We start from the raw sequence: 16733 nt of genomic DNA, 5'->3' as shown, positions 1-16733 counted from the left end.
CCATTCTCACTCTAGCTCATCTAGCTCAACCTAACTCATCTCTGTCTCACTCTAGCTCATCTAGCTCAACCTCACTCATCTCTGTCTCACTCTAGCTCATCTAGCTCAACCTAACTCTCTCTGCCTCACACTAGCTCATCTAGCTCAACCTCACTCATCTGTCTCACTCTAGCTCATCTAGCTCAACCTCACTCATCTGTCTCTCACCCTAGCTCAATTAGCCAAATCTCACTTATCTGTCTCTCACCCTAGCTCAATTAGCCAAATCTCACTCATCTACTCACTTTACCTCATCTGGCCAAACCTAACTCATCTAAGCTCAGCCTAACCACATCAACCTCGTTCCAGTTCACCCTTAGCCTCGTTCCAGCCTAACACCGCTCCAGATCTGGCTCAATTTCCGGCGAACTGCACCAACCCTCCCGGTAACCGCTTCGCAGCTTGTGCTTAGACCAGCTTCACCAGACTGTAGTTCTTCTTGCCCTTGCGGACGATGATGAACTTGCCGCCGATGGCATCCTCAGCCGTAATCTCCGTCTCCAGCTCATTCACGCGCTCGCCGTTGATCGAGATCGCGCCTTTGGTGATATCCTCACGCGCCTGGCGTTTGGATGGCTCCACTCCCAGCTCAACCAGCCAGTCTACGATGTTCTTGGTCTCTTTGCCTGCTGTGAAGGTCGGCATTTCCTTGAAGCCTTCCTCGATTTCGTCCGCAGTCAGCGAGCGGATATCGCCGCTGAACAGCGCCGCACTGATGCGCTTGGCCTGCTCCAGCAGCTCCTCGCTGTGCACGAACCGGGTCATTTCCTCGGCCAGCGCTTTTTGCGCTTCGCGTTTATGCGGCTCGGTGGCTACCTTCTCTTCCAGCGCTTCGATCTCCTCTTTGCTCAGGAAGGTGAAGTACTTCAGGTATTTGACCACATCGCGGTCATCGGTGTTCGCCCAGAACTGGTAGAACTCGTATGGCGTGGTCTGCTTCGGATCGAGCCAGATGGCGCCGCCGGCGGATTTGCCGAATTTCGTACCGTCAGCCTTCAGCATAAGCGGGATGGTCAGGCCGAAGGCTTTGGCTTCGTTGCCCTCTTTTTTACGTATCAGATCAAGGCCGCTCGTAATATTGCCCCATTGGTCGGACCCGCCGATCTGGAGCTGCACATCCTCGTGCTGGAACAGGTGCAGGTAATCCATGGATTGCAGAATCTGGTAAGAGAACTCGGTGAACGAGATTCCGCTGTCCAGACGGCTGGACACTACGTCCTTCGCCAGCATCGTGTTGATGCTGAAATTTTTGCCGATATCACGCAGGAATTCGATGACATTCATATCCTTGGTCCAGTCGTAGTTATTTACCATCCGCACCTGGTTGTCGCCATCGGTAATGAACAGCTTCTTCATCTGCGCAGTCAGGGCATCCACATTCTCCTGCACTTGCTCCAGCGTCTGCAACGAGCGCTCGCTCTGGCGTCCGCTCGGATCGCCGATCGTTCCCGTGGCTCCCCCGATCAGAATCACCGGACGGTGACCCGCCAGCTGGAAGCGCCGCAGCATCATGAATGGAATCAGATGGCCGATATGCATACTGTTGCCCGTAGGGTCTACGCCGCAATACAGCGATACCGCCTTACTCTCTGTCAATTCACGCAGTCCGTCCGCATCAGTCTGCTGGTTAATGGCATCGCGCCACAATAGCTCGTCAATAATGTTCAACATGTACAGCCCCTTTTGTGTAAGTGATTGTTCTATATCCCTTGATATCCGTCAAAAAAACAGCAGCTATACCGCATCAAGCCATAGAAGCCAAAAGCCCGCCCGCGCAGGCACTAAGCCAGTATAACCAAGCACACAGACAACAAAAAATCGCCCCTTGTCTATTCAGACACAGGGACGATTAGTATTAACCGTGTTACCACCCAAATTGCACAGACCCCATATTGCACACAGGTCCGTACCACTCTCAGGCGAGTTATCGTTCGCTTAGCTCCGCTTGGCATTACCCAAGATACTCCCGAGGCGTAATTCACAGTCCGCTTGTGTGTACCGGGTTCCATCGACCCCCGGCTCTCTGGGAACAGGGACAAGGCTGCTACTGGCTCGTTCAACGTATACCAACTATAAGATTACAGAAAGTATAGCCGCTTCTAAAATGGTTGTCAATGCAGAGCACCGCCGTAATTAACCAGCCTGCCTCCAGAGCGAGAAAAATGTTACATGCACCTGAATCCGTGATACATTAGGGAGAGGAAACAACCGTTCTTCAAAGCATATTACATTACCTTAAGACAAAGGAGAGTCAGCAGCTTATGAAGAGTATCGCAGTGTTCTGCGGTTCCAGTGAAGGGGCTTCGCCCGTATACAAGGAATCGGCTATTCTACTCGGCAAGGAGCTTGCCGCACGCAACATTACGCTGATCTATGGCGGAGCAACTGTAGGTTTGATGGGTGCTATTGCAGATAGCGTGATGCAGGCGGGAGGCCGCGTGATCGGGGTGCTGCCGCATTTCCTCAAGCAGAGGGAAATTGAGCATACCCGTCTGACGGAGCTGATAATGGTAGACTCTATGCACGAACGGAAGCTTAAGATGTCGGAGCTGGCGGACGGATTCATTGCTATGCCGGGCGGCCCGGGCACGATGGAGGAGTATTTCGAGATCTTCACCTGGGCGCAGCTCGGCCTGCATCAGAAGCCCTGCGGACTGCTTAATGTGAACCATTATTATGATCCGCTGATTGCCCTCTTCAGCAACATGGCCCGGGAACAATTCATGCAGGAGAAGCATCATTCCATCATGCTGAACGATACAACTCCGGAGGGCATTCTGCGCCAGATGGCAGACTACACCCCTCCCCCGGTCAAACAATACCTGACAGAAGATCGCATTTGAAAAGTCTCTGCCCTCCTTATAACGCAATATATTATGCGCGAGACTGCAGCTATAGCCTGAATGCTAAGTAGCTTGCCTGTTCCTGCCAGAAAGAGGTTATACCTATGTCGTTGTCTGCTTATTCCGGTTATGATGCGCTGGGGCTTGCCGCCCTAGTGAAAGCACGGGAGGTCTCAGCGCGTGAGCTTGTGGAAGCCGCCTATGCCCGGATGGATGAGGTGAATCCGCTGCTGAATGCGGTGGTACGCACCCGCCGGGAGGCCGCGCTGAAGGAAGCTGCGGAGATGCCTGTCGATGGCGATGATCTCACCCGCCCGTTCGCCGGCGTCCCTTTCCTGCTGAAGGATATCTCCCAGGCGATTGGCGGCGAACCGCTGACCTCGGGCGCTCTGCTGATGAAGGACAATGTCGCGAAGCGGGACTCTAACTATGTGGCACGTATCCGGCGCGGCGGCTTCATTCCACTGGGCCATACGAATACGCCGGAATTCGGGCTCAAAAACATCACCGAGCCCCTCCTCCACGGACCGGCCCGCAATCCCTGGAACCCCGCCTGTTCACCCGGCGGCTCCAGCGGCGGTGCGGCGGCGGCGGTTGCCGCCGGGATCGTCCCGGCCGCCGGAGCCAGTGACGGCGGCGGCTCCATCCGCATACCGGCCTCGTTCACCGGCCTGTTCGGGCTGAAGCCGACGCGCGGGCGCACGCCGGTCGGCCCGGGGATCGGCCGCCAGTGGCAGGGCGCATCGATTGATTTTGCGCTGACGCGCTCTGTGCGGGACAGCGCCGCAATGCTGGATCTGCTGCAGGTGGTGCAGCCGGAAGCGGCTTTTCAGACGCCGCTGTATCCGGGCGTCTACCTGGACGATCTGCTGAAGCCTGCGCAGCGGAAGCTGCGGATCGCCTTCACCACCGCTTCGCCGGTGGGAACACCGGTATCCGCTGAGGCAGTAGAGGCCGTGCGGAAGACGGTCAAGTGGCTGGAGTCCGAAGGCTATGAGGTGGAAGAGAAGCTGAGCCCGGTCAACGGGGTCCGGCTGATGGATAACTACTATACGATGAACGCAGGAGAAGTATCCGCCATGTTCCTCTCACTGGAGAGCGGCATGGGCCGTGCAATTAAGGCAGAGGACGTGGATATTGTCACCTGGGTGCTGGCCGAAGCCGGGAAGCAGGTCTCGGCGGCAGAATTCGTACACAGTCTGCACGAATGGGATGTAGCCGCTGCGCAGATGGCGGCGCTGATGGACCGTTTCGATCTGTATATTACCCCGGCCAATGCGGACTCCGCGCCGAAGGTTGGAGAGCTGACCCAGACTGCGGCGGAGACAGAGAAGCTGATGCAGGTCAGCGGGCTGCCGAAGGATGCGCAGCGGCGGATGATCTACGAGATGTTCGAGCCGAGCCTGACGTACACGCCCTTCACCCAGCTCGCCAATCTGACCGGCCAGCCTGCCATGAGCGTGCCGGTGCACCTTACGGCCGAAGGAATGCCGATCGGCGTACAGGTTATGGCCTCCAAAGGACGCGAGGATCTGCTACTGCAGCTCGCCGCTTGTCTGGAGCAATCCCCGCTGTGGGTGGGGATGAGCGGGAATGCAGGCTTTGCTTGAAGCCTGCTAGTATGGCAAAGGGCCGTCCGCAGCGTGAAGTCACGCCGTGGACGGCCCTTACCCTGTTATGCATCCTGTCCGGCATTTGCTTGGATTTATGGGAGGATACTCCTAAAACACATTCTGCTGTATTTGCTGCAGCAGAATGGAGCAGATCTGGCCGATCCAGGCTGTTTCTGCGAAATCTAATGTAGGAATTACAACAGTGGGCCGAAACAGCCCCTTTTTGCATCATCTGAATGTATAAAATACAATAGATTTCTTCCTTCCCAGGCTGAACACCCTTCCCGCTCTCGCTGGCCCGGTTATTTAAACTCCGCGCCCCATCAGCCCTCCTCCAGAAAAGTTGCATTGAACTTCTGCAGCAGCTCCCCGAACAGATGCCCTTCCTCCTCCGACCAGCCCTTTAGCAGTTGTTCGATCATCTCCTGCCGGACCTGCCGGTTCTCCTCCAGACTCGCTTGGCCCGTCTCCGTAATCTGCAGCGAATAGGCCCGCCCGTCCACAGGGTCCGGTACCCGGGTGATGAACCCCTTACTCTCCAGTGAGGCCGCCTGCCGGCTGACCGTAGAAATATCCAGCTGAAACTCATCGGAGATTGCCTTGATCCCGGCAGTTCCCTCACGAGACTCAATGTGATGCAGCAGCAGGTAGGCCGCACGATCCAGATTGCCGATTTTTTTGAACGTGGTAATTGAAGTGAGACGGCGGAACAGAACCGCCATTTCCAGCTCTATTGTCTCAATTGAATGTTTGTCCATGCCGGGCGCCCCTCTTCTCTTTTATTCATTGACTTTACTCTTTTCACTTGTATAATACAAGTATATACTTTCATGATACAACTTATTTCTGCAAAAGCTAATTTTCAGGGGGAACCGTTATGAAAGCCCATGAATTCATGGTCCGTCAGGTGTACAAGGTTAAGCAGGAAGACACCGTACGGACTTTTATTGAGAAATGTATTGCCCACCGGATCAGCGGCATGCCCGTAGTTAATGACCGGAACGAGATTGTCGCCTACCTCAGCGACGGGGATATCATGCGCTATATCGGCAGGCATGAGGATCTGATCGTGGATTCTTTTTTCCAGATTAATGTGTTCGTCGGGGATAATGAGCTGTTCGAGGAACGGGCGCAGAAGCTGCTGGGTCTGAACGTAATGGCTATCGCCAAGAAGAAGGTCATCACCGTGCATGCCGAAGAAGACATTGAAGCCATCGCTACCATCCTCGGCAAAAAGCAGATCAAAAAGGTTCCCGTCGAACGGAACCACGTGCTGGTCGGCATCATCAGCCGCGGCGATGTGATCCGCCATTCCTTCAAGGCGCTGCTCTAGCCTGCGGGCGCCTGCTATGCAGCCTGCCGTCTAACGGACAATTGCCGGTGCCGCATCTATTGCGGCTCCCGGCCGCATAAGCCATAGAAGAAAATATGGATCAGCTCCTCCACGAATGCCTCCCTGTCCTCATGTGCTGCCTGACCGTCCAGCATCTCTCCCGAGCTTTTCATATAGATCTGAATGGCCAGCAGCACTGCCTGCACCGATACTTTATCGGTAATCTCCCCGCGTGCTTGTCCTTCTTCCACTATTTGCACCATTAACGGCCTAATATGATCTTCGTATTGCTGCTGAATATACTGATACATCTCCTGATTATCGACCATAATCTCCTTGATCACCGCCGGCGGCAGGTGCGAATAGGTCTCTTTCTCCTTATAGATACAATAGGCGATCAGTTCCTTCAGCGATTTTTGCTGCCTCATTTCCTACCGGAACTCAAAGCAGCATGGGCAGAGGCAACCTCCATACTGCTGCTGAACGGACTGGCTTGTTTCCTTCTAGGCATCCAGCTCTTCAGACGGCGCGACCTGCCGCTATAGACGAATGAAGCCCTGTAAGCTTGTGCTCTCCTGCTGCCAGTTGCGGCCATCTCCTATTTATGTCATTGTAAAAGTAAATTGAGTACTTGGATAAGGAGAGGACCGACCTGTGCAGCTTCACCAAATCATCGCCAATCCCAAAGCCAAAGAGATCTATTTCACGGTCAGAAAACACGGGACCGTCTCCAAGCAGACACTTCTGGAGGAGAGCGGCCTGACGATCAGCACCCTGACCCGTATCCTGGAGGAGCTGCTGGCTCCGGGGCTGCTGCTGGAAGCCGGCTTCGGCGAATCCACGGGAGGACGCCGCCCTACCCTCTATGAGACGAATCCATCTTATGCTTATCTGCTTGGACTGGAGATCTCCCGTACCCATGCGAAGCTTGTACTGACGGACTTCCATCTGCAGCTGCTTGGTGAATACACCTGGAGCATGGATGCAGGGCTTACCCCCGGGTACCTTATGGCTTCCCTTGAGGAGCAGGCTCAGCGGCTGCTTGAAGCCGCCTCGCTCAGCTTCAGCCGGGTAGCGGGACTGGGCATCGGTGCGGTCGGCCCGCTGGACCGCACAGCCGGAGTCATCCTGAACCCGGCCCGGTTCCCCGCGCCGGGCTGGTCGCAGGTTCACATCAAGGAGCAGCTTGAGCAGCGGCTTCAGGTGCCGGTGTGCCTAGATAACGGAGCCAATACAGCACTGCTTGGCGAATACTGGGCCAGCCGCAGCCGGATGCAGCATCACCTGCTCTACCTTCATGCCGGGATCGGCCTGCGCTCAGCCATTATGAACGACGGGCGGCTGCTCTATGGCATGTCCGATACCGAAGGTGCGGTCGGGCAGATGATCATTGACCGCACGGGAGTGCCGCCGCTGATTCCCGGCGGCAACGCCGGAGCCTGGGAGAGCTATGTGTCGGTCCGGACGCTGGAGGGGCAGGCCCGCGAGGCTTGGCGGCTGGACAGCAACATAAGCCTCCGTGCTCTGGCAGAGCATGCGGAGGCTTTGGAATTCAGCCATCTGCTGGAAGCGCTCCAGGAGCGCGATCCAGTGATGGTCCGGTTATTTGATGAGATGGCGGCAGCCTGCGGCACCGGGCTGGCGAACCTGATTAATATCCTCCACCCGGAGGAGGTCATTCTTGGCGGCCCGCTATTCCTCGCGGCAGATTTCTACGAGACCGCCACGCGGATCGCGCTGGAGCGGACCTATTACCGCGGACAGTATAACGTCCGCTTCACCCGGAGCAGCCTGGGCGAGCGCGCAGTTGCAACAGGCGCATGCGCGCTGGTGCTGCACCAGCTAACGAGCTGACGGGTGTACCTGAATTTCACCCTGCCCCCGCTTTAGGCTGAACCTGGTGCATTTGTACACCTCGTTTCCGCCCAGTACCCCTTTTGGCCGAATCAGGTGTATTTGTACAGGATTTGTACACCTCATTCCCCCTCTGCGCCTGCTTTCGGTTGCTGGATGGCTCCGGCATTGTTGCACCTTTTGCAGGATTTCTCTACATTGGTTAGTGGCTGTGGAGCTATTGTTGCAACTTTTGCAGGAATTCCGGCGAATTGGTGCTAATTGGAGCTGTATTGTTGCAATTTATGCAGGATTTATGCGATGGCCGCTCCTATTGAGCTGTATTGTTGCACTTTATGCATAATCTCCCCACGGTCGCTGCTATTGATGGCTATTGAGCTGGCTCCAGACAGAGCCGGAGCAGATCATCCACATGCGCAGTCGCCAGACATTCCACCGTATCGGCTGCACCGTAATAAATTTTGACCTCGCCCGAGTCTTCCAGGATCATCCCGCCGGGAAAAATCACATCGTTGCGGAAGCCGCCGGCCGTTTCATACACCGCTTCGGGCACCAGCAGCGGTGCTGCCGCCCGGCCGATAATCTTGCTGGGATCTTCGAGGTCCAGCAGCATAATTCCGGCGGTGTAACGCTTTTTCCAGGTGTCTTCCCAGCCGTTTTTGCCCCGGGAAGGGTCGAGGTCCACCGCATGGAAGGTGGTCAGCCAGCCTTTATCCGTCTTCACTGGCGGCGCACCGGGTCCAACCTTATCGTTGGCATACGCCACCTGCTCCACGGCCAGCAGCAGCTTATGGTTCCCCCAATACTTCAGATCGGGGGAATCGCTCATCCACATATCGAAGCGGTCCCGTCCGCCCCGGCTATACACCGGAAGCGGACGCTCCAGCCTTACATACTTGCCTCCGATCATCTCCGGGAAGAGTACCATATTGCGGTTATCCGGCAGCGACAGGCTAAGCACTTCAAACGAACGGAAATCATCAGTAACAGCGATCCCTCCGCGCAGCCCGTGACGCGTATCGACTGCGAAGCACATATAACAGCGGTCACCGATCACGCTCAGGCGCGGATCATATACCCGGACCACCTCTTCATCATGCCAGGACCAGCAAGGCTCCGGCTGTACCTCCCAATGGACGCCGTCATCGCTGAAGGCAAGGCCCAAATTGGTCGTATGATGGGGAGCCACGATCCCCTTGCTCTCATCCCCGTAATCATTGCGGAACACCATGACATATCTGCCCTTAAATTTCGTCACCCCGGCGTTGAATACCATGGCCGGTCCATAGGGTACATCAGAAGGCTTCAAAATCGGGTTAAGCGGGTGCCGGACCATCACCGGACTTGAAGTCAGCGTTCCTGTTGCCAGATCGTTCATTGTGCATGTTCTCCTTTGTAATTTTGATAGATGAAAGCGTAACCAGTATCTTTGCAACCCTATTATGCATCATAATGCATAGTTAAGCTATATGTTTTCACGTGAAATCTTTCAATTTTCAGCTTTGGGTCTGATATCTTCGCGCAGGCACATTGTATTCGGTTTTTCACATACAATTTGTCCCAATTCAGTCCTCATCGCGCCCAACCATACTTTAGGTTTGATGCTGTACTAATGCAGCATTTCTTCCCGAAGCGCAGCCGCCAGTCTGCTGCCGAAGCGGCTGCCGAGCAGCTCATAGCCTTCGGGACCAGGGTGCAGACCATCGGTCAGCAGGTTCCCGTCTGCAGGACCGAACCACTCCAGACCATCCAGGTAATGCAGATGGCGGTCGCCCCGCGCCTGCAGCAGCTTCACTGTATCCGCGATCTCCCGGCGCATCAGCGGCAGGGTGAAGCCAAGCGGATTCTCCTCTGTCTCACGCTCCGTTCCGTAGATCGGCGAGATCACAACCAGCGGTGTCTTAGTATGTTTCTCCCGGATAGTCTCCAACAGACCGATCAGCAGGGGTTTGAACATCCGCGGGCTGGAAGAAGCTGCGCCATAGATATTCACGCCGACGCACAAGGTAATCAGGTCAGCCGGCAGATCCCGGATCAGGCGGCCTATCATCGGCTCCATCAGGCAGTTGCCGGAGAAGCCGAGATTGGTCAAGTGATAGCCGATCTCCCCGGCGGCGATCACCGGCCAGGTACGCGACGGGCTAGAAGCTGCCACACACTGGGTGATCGAGCTTCCATACGTCACCCAGCGGGGACGTGTGTCCGCCAGCGGCTCCGCGACAGCATTATCATCGATGGCAAGACCGCTGATCGTCATACCGGTATTCTGCGGCAGATAGATCTCCAGCTCCTTCACTCCTGGGGGAAGCCCGGTAAAGCAGGCCTCCCCAGCCCCCGCAGCAAGCCGAAGCGTCTGGACCAGACTGCCGTCAGCCACACAATCCAGCGAAGCGTCCTCCGCAAGCGGTTCAAACCGGAGAAGGAGGGTTTCCGATCCGGTGGACAACCGCAGCCGGATACCGGAGCAGATCTCCGCCTTGCCGCTGATCCCATCCGGCGGATACAGATCATAATCGCGGAAGGGAATCCGCCAGGGCTTGATGCCCTCCTGCCGCTGCTCCAGCGAGACCGCCCCGTGAAACCACGCCTCATGCACAGGAAGGCTCCGCAGGTTGTTCAAGCGCTTCTCATTCTTCACGCTCTTCACGCTCTCCACATTCTTCTCGCTCTTCTCGCACTCCACGCTCTTCTCGTTCTCCACGTTCTTAACGCTGTTCTCGTTCTTAACGCTGTTCTCGTTCTTCACTCCGCCTGCCCCGCTTCCGCATCCTGCCCCGCTGCCCCCGGAACGAAATTCTCCCCGAGCCACACGTCCTGCTCCAGCAGGCGCTGCTGCAGCTCAGGAACCGAGATGCTGCGGGAATCCGCCCCGTCCCGGAGCGCAAGCGTTGCTGCCGTGCCGCAGGCCTGGCCCATCGAGAAACAATTCGGCATGACACGCAGGGAGCCTTGCACCGCCCGGTCCGAGGACACAGAACGTCCCGCCACCCACAGATTGCGGATGCCTACCGGAAGCATCACCCGGTAAGGCACCCCGTGGGAGACGCCCGGCGGCAGATGATTGAAGGTCATATCGCTTTTGCTGGTCGCCAGATGGATGTCAATGTAGTAGGCATTGCGGGCGATATCGTCAGGGAATGAACGCGCTGCCACGAAGTCGTCCACAGTCAGCGTATAATCGCCCTGAATGCGCCGCGTCTCTCTGATCCCAAGCTGCTCTCCGCTTGCCACCAGATGTGCCTGTTCGAAGCCGGGCACATACTTGCGGAAGAATTCAAGCTGCCGCAGCACCGTCCGGCGGCCTTCAATGGCTCCGCGCGTAAGATCCTCAGCCTTCGTGCCGTCCACCCCGAACACATGGCCGAAGTTCACGCCGACCAGCTGATCGCTCACCCAGGCCAGGCCGGAGATGGATTTGCGCCCTTCCGGCAGCGCCCCTTCCTGGATGGCCTGCTCCACGGTCCGGTGCAATTGACTAGTATCTCCGGTTTCCGCCAGGAAGCGGCTGAAGCTTGGACGGTCTACATTCGCCAGCAGATAACACATGCTGCCCGGCTGAAGCTCCCCTTCATCGCCGCCCTTCTGAAACGGCACGCCCGACAGGGCAGCAATATCGCCGTCGCCGGTGCAGTCGATGATATAACGGCAGCGGATGAAGGACCTCCCGGATTTATTAACAATCATTACACCCTCTATCGTCTGGCCATCCGGCGACCGCACCACATCGTAGACAAAGGTGTGGAACAGCGGCGTCACACCACTCTCCAGCACAGCGCTGTCATAGACACGCTTCAACACCTCAGGATCAATCGGCACCCAGTCGAGCTGCTCGCGGTATTCCTCCTGGTACCCCGGATCACAAGCCTGCTTCATCCGCTCCATCAGCTTCAAGCCGAGGCCGCGGATAATCGGCTTAACCTTGTCCGTGTAGGGACAGAAGGCAGGCACCAGTGCCACGGTGCCCATTCCGCCCAGATACCCGCGCTGCTCCACGATCATGGTGCTTGCTCCGCCTTCGGCAGCGGAGATCGCGGCGGCAATTCCTGCCGCCCCGCCGCCGATGACCAACACGTCTACCTCGCAGGAGACCGGCACCTCTGCCTGCGGTACTGTAATATGTCCGTAATTCATTATTGCCCTCCTAAAAGTTTTGATAGCATAGCCATCACTAGAATCCACCTCGCAAAACTCGCTTCGGAAGCATATGCTTACTTTTTATTTACCCCTTAACCGATCCGGCAGTCACCTGGATGAAGGTTTTATTCGCCAGAATATACGCCAGCAGCATCGGCAGGATGGACAGGCAGGCCCCGGCCATCATCAGGTGAATCTGCATCGCTGCCGAAGAGCCATAGCGGAGATTCGCCAGCCCGACCGTCAGCGTCTGCAGCTGCGGATTGGTCATCGTGAACACCAGCGGCAGAATATATTCGTTCCAGGCATGCCGGAAGGCGAAGAGTCCAGCCACACCAAGCCCTGGAGTCAATAGCGGCAGAATAATACGGAAGAAGGTGCGGATGAAGCCTGAGCCGTCTACCATTGCCGCCTCATCCAGCTCCCGGGGAATCGCCTTGAAGAAGCCCTGCAGCATGAAGAAGGTGCTGGAATGGGCGCTGACCAGAATCAGAATAACCCCCCACAGCGTAGTATTCAGATGCAGCGCAACCATCAGATCGAACTGCGGGCGCAGGACAATGGCCCCGACTGAAATGAACATCATGGACGCCTGCACTGTGACATAAATCCTTTTCCCCGGAAAATCACGCCGGTCCACCACATAAGCAGCCATTGAGGCCACCAGCAGCGTCCCCACCGTCACCATCACACTCATAAAAGCACTGTTCCAGGTATAGCGGGCGAAATTGGCCTGCTTCCAGGCTTCGGCATAGTTATTAAATTGCAGCTTGGCAGGAAGCAGGGTTCCCCCCGTCATCATCTCGGCCCCGGTCTTCAGCGAGCCGGTCAGCGTCATCAGCAGCGGAAACAGGGTCAGAACCGCCGTTACCAGCAGAAAGATCCACATCACGGTCCGGGTCAATATTCTCCCGGCAGAGCCGGGCGTCCGGTCAGCCGTCTGCGGCCGCCCTGCGGGCTGCTTGGATATCACAGATTCGTTCATTTGGATAAGCCTCCTAATACACCTTGTTCATTTTGCGGCTGAAGAAGAAGTACAGGCCGGTTACCGCTCCGACAATCACAGCGGTGGCGAAGCCCACGGCGCTGCCGTAACCGAGCTGCTGCGTTACCGGTGAACCGGTGGATACAGGGAACAGCAGCTTGTAGAGGTAGAGATACATCACTTCCGTTTTGCCGATCGGTCCGCCTTCGGTGATGACCATGATGCTCTCATAGCCCTTCAGGGAAGCGATAATCGCCAGCATAATGACCATCTGGGCTACCGGAGCCAGCATCGGAAGTGTAATATTCCAGAAGCGTCTTCCGGCGTTCGCTCCGTCGATGGACGCGCTCTCGTACAGGTCCTGCGGAATGCTCTGCAGCCCGGCGAGGAAGAGCAGCATATAGTTCCCGACTGCACCCCACACCGCTACAATAATTACCGTCAGCATCGCGTGCTTCGGACCAAGCCAGTCTACCGGCTGGGAGACGAGATGCAGCTTCATCAGAACTGTGTTAACCATCCCGTTATAGGAATTGAAGATGTTATAAAAAACAACGGAGATGACCGCGGTACTAATAACCGTCGGCATGAAATATATACCCCGGAGCAGATTCGACCCGCGCAATCTGCCGTTAAGAATAACAGCCAGCAGCAGCGACAGCGGCAGGGTCAGCAGCAGCTTTCCTCCGGCAAAGATGAAGGTGTTGCGGACCGATTCCCAGAACAGGCTATCCCGCAGCAGCCGGCTGAAATTGTCCAGCCCGGTAAACAGCGCCTCGCCGTATCCGGCATAATCATAGAACATATAGCGCAGCATCCAGATGAGAGGATAGATGCCGAGAGTAAGCGTCAGTATGATGCTCGGTGCAAGGAACAGGGAATTCTCCCCAAGTCTTTTCCATTTATAGATCATGATTGGTCTCCTTCGGGGAAAGCAAAGGGGCTGATCCGGGAATCCCGTACAAGCCCCTGTGTAACCCGTTATTCTCCTTGCGGCTTCATTGGATCAAATGCCGGGTCCGGTGTAACGGTAACCTCGCCCTTCTCCACTGCTTTGGACAATGCGTCATTATATCTTGTATTCAGATCAGCAGCGATAGCCTTGGAATCCCCGCCCGAGAGCATATATTTGAAGAAAGCATCGGCATAGGTAGAGCCTTCCGGCGTGACGTTCGGCACAGCAGGCCAGAGCGAGTCATGCTCGCCGACCAGGAAGCCTTCCATACCGCCAATTTCCGGCTTTTTGGCCTGCTCCACAATACCCGGCACTACAGCAATCCCGAAGCCCTTCTCATGATACGTCTTCAGAATATCGTCGCCGTACATGTACTGCATGAATTTCCAGGCGGCCTCCTGATGCGCCGATTTCGCGCTGATCCCGAGCCAGGTACCGGCGGATACGATCTCCGAGGTTCCCTTAATCTGCCCGTCCAGCGTAGGGGCCAGGGCACCTGCCCAATTGATCTCTGTCGGGAACTGGTCCTGGTATACGCCCGGCTCCGTCGAGAAGCTGAGGTACATACCGATTTTGCCTGCGGCAAATTGGGCGCGCAGCGGGTCGATATCCAGCGTCTCCGCACCCGGCAGAATACTTCTGTCTTCGTACATCTGCTTGAAATACTCGATCACCTGGGAGTAAGGCGCGAAGTCAAACTGGCCTGTCTTCAGGTCAAAGCCAAGACCCTGATAGCCGCTCAGGGAGAGAATCTCGCGGACCGAACGGTCAAAGGCCGCCTTCGGGCTTTTGAAGTTCAGCGCGAAGCCGTAGACGCCCTCCGATTTGCCGGCTTCGGTTATTTTCTTGGCGTCATCGACCATTTCCTGCAGCGATACCGGAGGATTCGCGATGCCTGCTTTGTCAAAGAGATCCTTGTTGTAAATCAGACGCAGGGTGAGGCCGGTATTGGCCAAAGAATATACTTTGCCGTCAAAACGGTTGACATTATTGATCAGCAGACTGCCGAATTTCGTTTTGATCTCATCGGTCAGGTAGCTGTCAATCGGAGCCAGATAGCCTTTTTTGACAAATTCGGGGGTGTTGCCGCTCTTCAGACGGAGGATATCCGGTGCCTGGTTGCTGGTGAAGGCAATGTCAACGCTCTGTGCGTAATTCTCGGACATGACTGTCAGTTCCACCTGGATATTCTCGCCGTTCGTCTCATTGAACTTATTGATCAGTTCCTTGATATATTCCTGGTCATGACGGTCATCGGTCCAGTATTTAAGCTGTACCGGCTCGCCCGTTTCAGCTGCGGCCGAAGCTGCCGGACTCGCTGTTGCCGCTCCGGGCGTTCCATCCGCCGCAGCACCGTTACCGTTATTATTCCCGCCGCAGCCGGCGATTCCGGCGGCCAGCATGAGGCTCAGGCTGAGGCCCAACCATTTTTTCTGCATACGTTCTACCCCTTTGATTAACATTTGTATTGTGAGCTCGTTCTCTATTATAGGCTACCCTTCCGGCAAAAGGAGTGCGGCAGACTCACTCTTGAGGGACAGAATTCTATTCTTTGCGGCAGGCTGCAGCGTCAACATTCGGGCTCCCCCGTTACCGCAGGATGCCGTTCTCATCAAACTTTCGGATGTACCCCACTAATTCCGCAAAATGGACCCAGGCAATGCCTACCTTCTGATCCGCAGCACCATAAGACATGATTAAATCCTCCCCCATGACAATGCCTCCCGTGGTAAACAGGCAGGGCGTAGGATAATCCTCCGGCATCTCCCAATCCTGCTCCGCATACATCAGGCGGTCAGAGCAACGGTGGATAATGACCGGGAAATCATTCTCCTGCTCCCTGAGGATCATGAAGGACTGCGTATAGCCAAATTGCACATTCTTCTTCGCGTGGTAAGCCACCAGCCACTCCCGATTCCCAAGGGCGACCGGCGGCCAGCTTGCCCCCACACGGTTCTCCTCCCAATCGAACAGCGGGCTGGCCAGCAGCCGGTGGACTGCTGCAGGTGAAGCGAAATCCGCAATCGATTCTGCCGCCGCCAGATAGATGGAAGGCTTGCCCGCCTGCTCTCCTCCGGCAAAAGGAAGCACATTCATCGGCCGGTGCAGCATCACATATTGCCATTTACCGGAAATCCTCATCTGCTCAGGAAACAGGAACACATCACGGTTATCGCTGACATGCCCCTCGGTAAGCGGGCCTACGTACCCGAAAGCGTCTTCATATTCACCCTTTTTCAACTTGGCCAAATCCAGCTTGTACAGAACGCTGACCGTATCATTCGCCCGGGCCGATTGAATGAACGGGTCTGTACTCTCTCCCGCAAAGATCCAATCGGGCACATACTCAAAACGTGTCTGCACCGGAGGCTGCTGGCTGCTAAGCCAATAAGGGCCAGGGGGAAAAGCCCGGCAGGCCACCGTGACATACAGCTCGTCCCCGATATAGAAGATACGGGGGTCCTCCAAGCAACCATTGGCATAATTCCGCACCCTTGTTCCGTAAATGTCCGTGATGTACAATTCATCCTCTTCATACCCGAGGGCCGGAGCCAGGGCAGGTCTTGAAAAGTCTGCCTCCCAGGTCTCTCCCCCATCCGTGCTCCGCGCATAGCCCAAAAAAATCGGATAGGGATCATGACAGCCCTCTCTTCTTGCCTGCGGCCACGGGCCCGTTGCCCGAAACAGCATATGAATGTCATCCGAGTCAGGGTCCTGAATGATCGCCGGATTCAGAACCATTTTGTCCGCCCAGTCACAGCCTGGTACAGGTTCAAGCGCCGGTTTGTCCAAATAGCGAAATTGTGGTTTCATAATTCCTCCTGGTTTACCTCCTGAGGTCAGGGGTTTATTCCGTTTTTCAGCAAACAACTTATCATAGGCCATCCGCGAATTCAAAAGACTTTTCCCTTGAAACCGCCCTTCCGGGCAAAACAGTAAGATCCGTCAAATGAATCAGGAAGATCCATCATTCACG

14 protein-coding genes are annotated in these 16733 nt (G+C 55.9%); 4 read left to right on the top strand and 10 right to left on the bottom strand.

The features are described 5' to 3' along the window. Positions 1-447: 447 nt before the first annotated feature. Positions 448-1707 (bottom strand): tyrosine--tRNA ligase, encoded by a 1260-nt coding sequence (gene tyrS, locus NST04_RS31100; protein WP_036696801.1) that lies wholly within the window; start codon positions 1705-1707, stop codon positions 448-450. A 593-nt stretch (positions 1708-2300) separates the two neighbouring features. Between tyrS and NST04_RS31095 the strand changes: the two genes are divergently transcribed. Then, on the top strand, positions 2301-2882 hold the full coding sequence (locus NST04_RS31095; protein ID WP_076162447.1) for an LOG family protein: 582 nt from the start codon (positions 2301-2303) through the stop codon (positions 2880-2882). 104 nt (positions 2883-2986) lie between these two features. Beyond that, a complete protein-coding gene (locus NST04_RS31090) occupies positions 2987-4492 on the top strand; it encodes an amidase (RefSeq protein ID WP_341187680.1) in 1506 nt (501 codons plus the stop codon). A 326-nt stretch (positions 4493-4818) separates the two neighbouring features. Here NST04_RS31090 and NST04_RS31085 read toward each other — a convergent pair whose 3' ends face one another. Continuing rightward, the gene (locus NST04_RS31085; protein ID WP_341187679.1) at positions 4819-5253 is read right to left on the bottom strand and encodes a MarR family winged helix-turn-helix transcriptional regulator; all 435 of its coding nucleotides are present in this window, start codon (positions 5251-5253) and stop codon (positions 4819-4821) included. 119 nt (positions 5254-5372) lie between these two features. On the opposite strand from NST04_RS31085, the gene NST04_RS31080 reads away from it, so the two are divergent. Further along, a complete protein-coding gene (locus NST04_RS31080; RefSeq protein ID WP_341187678.1) occupies positions 5373-5828 on the top strand; it encodes a CBS domain-containing protein in 456 nt (151 codons plus the stop codon). 56 nt (positions 5829-5884) lie between these two features. Here NST04_RS31080 and NST04_RS31075 read toward each other — a convergent pair whose 3' ends face one another. Beyond that, positions 5885-6256, bottom strand: a complete 372-nt coding sequence (locus NST04_RS31075) for a hypothetical protein (RefSeq protein WP_341187677.1) — start codon at positions 6254-6256, stop codon at positions 5885-5887. A gap of 226 nt (positions 6257-6482) precedes the next feature. On the opposite strand from NST04_RS31075, the gene NST04_RS31070 reads away from it, so the two are divergent. After that, positions 6483-7682, top strand: coding sequence for an ROK family protein (locus tag NST04_RS31070; protein ID WP_341187676.1), 1200 nt, complete (start codon positions 6483-6485; stop codon positions 7680-7682). Between the two features lie 370 nt (positions 7683-8052). On the opposite strand, the gene NST04_RS31065 is transcribed toward NST04_RS31070, so the two are convergent. From NST04_RS31065 to NST04_RS31035, 7 genes are all read right to left on the bottom strand, one after another. Continuing rightward, positions 8053-9060: a glycoside hydrolase family 130 protein gene (locus NST04_RS31065; protein ID WP_341187675.1), complete on the bottom strand. Its 1008-nt coding sequence runs from the start codon at positions 9058-9060 to the stop codon at positions 8053-8055. Positions 9061-9291: 231 nt separating this feature from the next. Next, positions 9292-10491: an SGNH/GDSL hydrolase family protein gene (locus NST04_RS31060; protein WP_341187674.1), complete on the bottom strand. Its 1200-nt coding sequence runs from the start codon at positions 10489-10491 to the stop codon at positions 9292-9294. Then, the gene (locus NST04_RS31055; RefSeq protein ID WP_341187673.1) at positions 10425-11813 is read right to left on the bottom strand and encodes an FAD-dependent oxidoreductase; all 1389 of its coding nucleotides are present in this window, start codon (positions 11811-11813) and stop codon (positions 10425-10427) included. Before NST04_RS31055 ends, NST04_RS31060 begins: the two co-directional genes overlap by 67 nt. Before the next feature lie 88 nt (positions 11814-11901). Beyond that, positions 11902-12801, bottom strand: a complete 900-nt coding sequence (locus NST04_RS31050) for a carbohydrate ABC transporter permease (RefSeq protein WP_341187672.1) — start codon at positions 12799-12801, stop codon at positions 11902-11904. 13 nt (positions 12802-12814) lie between these two features. Then, on the bottom strand, positions 12815-13714 hold the full coding sequence (locus NST04_RS31045) for a carbohydrate ABC transporter permease (RefSeq protein WP_341187671.1): 900 nt from the start codon (positions 13712-13714) through the stop codon (positions 12815-12817). A gap of 68 nt (positions 13715-13782) precedes the next feature. Continuing rightward, on the bottom strand, positions 13783-15195 hold the full coding sequence (locus NST04_RS31040; RefSeq protein ID WP_341187670.1) for an ABC transporter substrate-binding protein: 1413 nt from the start codon (positions 15193-15195) through the stop codon (positions 13783-13785). A gap of 151 nt (positions 15196-15346) precedes the next feature. Next, positions 15347-16570: a glycoside hydrolase family 130 protein gene (locus tag NST04_RS31035; RefSeq protein WP_341187669.1), complete on the bottom strand. Its 1224-nt coding sequence runs from the start codon at positions 16568-16570 to the stop codon at positions 15347-15349. Positions 16571-16733: the final 163 nt, after the last annotated feature.

It is taken from the genome of Paenibacillus sp. FSL H7-0756, from assembly GCF_038006765.1.
Lineage (GTDB): Bacteria > Bacillota > Bacilli > Paenibacillales > Paenibacillaceae > Paenibacillus_AQ.
Note: the sequence above shows the minus strand (reverse complement) of the source record. Positions and strands in the feature narration are given on the sequence as shown.

Excerpts from the sequence above, each read along its gene's own strand:
- NST04_RS31095 (WP_076162447.1), top strand. The coding sequence starts at position 2,301 with ATGAAGAGTATCGCAGTGTTCTGCGGTTCCAGTGAAGGGGCTTCGCCC.
- NST04_RS31090 (WP_341187680.1), top strand. The coding sequence starts at position 2,987 with ATGTCGTTGTCTGCTTATTCCGGTTATGATGCGCTGGGGCTTGCCGCC.
- NST04_RS31085 (WP_341187679.1), bottom strand. The coding sequence starts at position 5,253 with ATGGACAAACATTCAATTGAGACAATAGAGCTGGAAATGGCGGTTCTG.
- NST04_RS31080 (WP_341187678.1), top strand. The coding sequence starts at position 5,373 with ATGAAAGCCCATGAATTCATGGTCCGTCAGGTGTACAAGGTTAAGCAG.
- NST04_RS31075 (WP_341187677.1), bottom strand. The coding sequence starts at position 6,256 with ATGAGGCAGCAAAAATCGCTGAAGGAACTGATCGCCTATTGTATCTAT.
- NST04_RS31065 (WP_341187675.1), bottom strand. The coding sequence starts at position 9,060 with ATGAACGATCTGGCAACAGGAACGCTGACTTCAAGTCCGGTGATGGTC.
- NST04_RS31055 (WP_341187673.1), bottom strand. The coding sequence starts at position 11,813 with ATGAATTACGGACATATTACAGTACCGCAGGCAGAGGTGCCGGTCTCC.
- NST04_RS31050 (WP_341187672.1), bottom strand. The coding sequence starts at position 12,801 with ATGAACGAATCTGTGATATCCAAGCAGCCCGCAGGGCGGCCGCAGACG.
- NST04_RS31045 (WP_341187671.1), bottom strand. The coding sequence starts at position 13,714 with ATGATCTATAAATGGAAAAGACTTGGGGAGAATTCCCTGTTCCTTGCA.
- NST04_RS31040 (WP_341187670.1), bottom strand. The coding sequence starts at position 15,195 with ATGCAGAAAAAATGGTTGGGCCTCAGCCTGAGCCTCATGCTGGCCGCC.
- NST04_RS31035 (WP_341187669.1), bottom strand. The coding sequence starts at position 16,570 with ATGAAACCACAATTTCGCTATTTGGACAAACCGGCGCTTGAACCTGTA.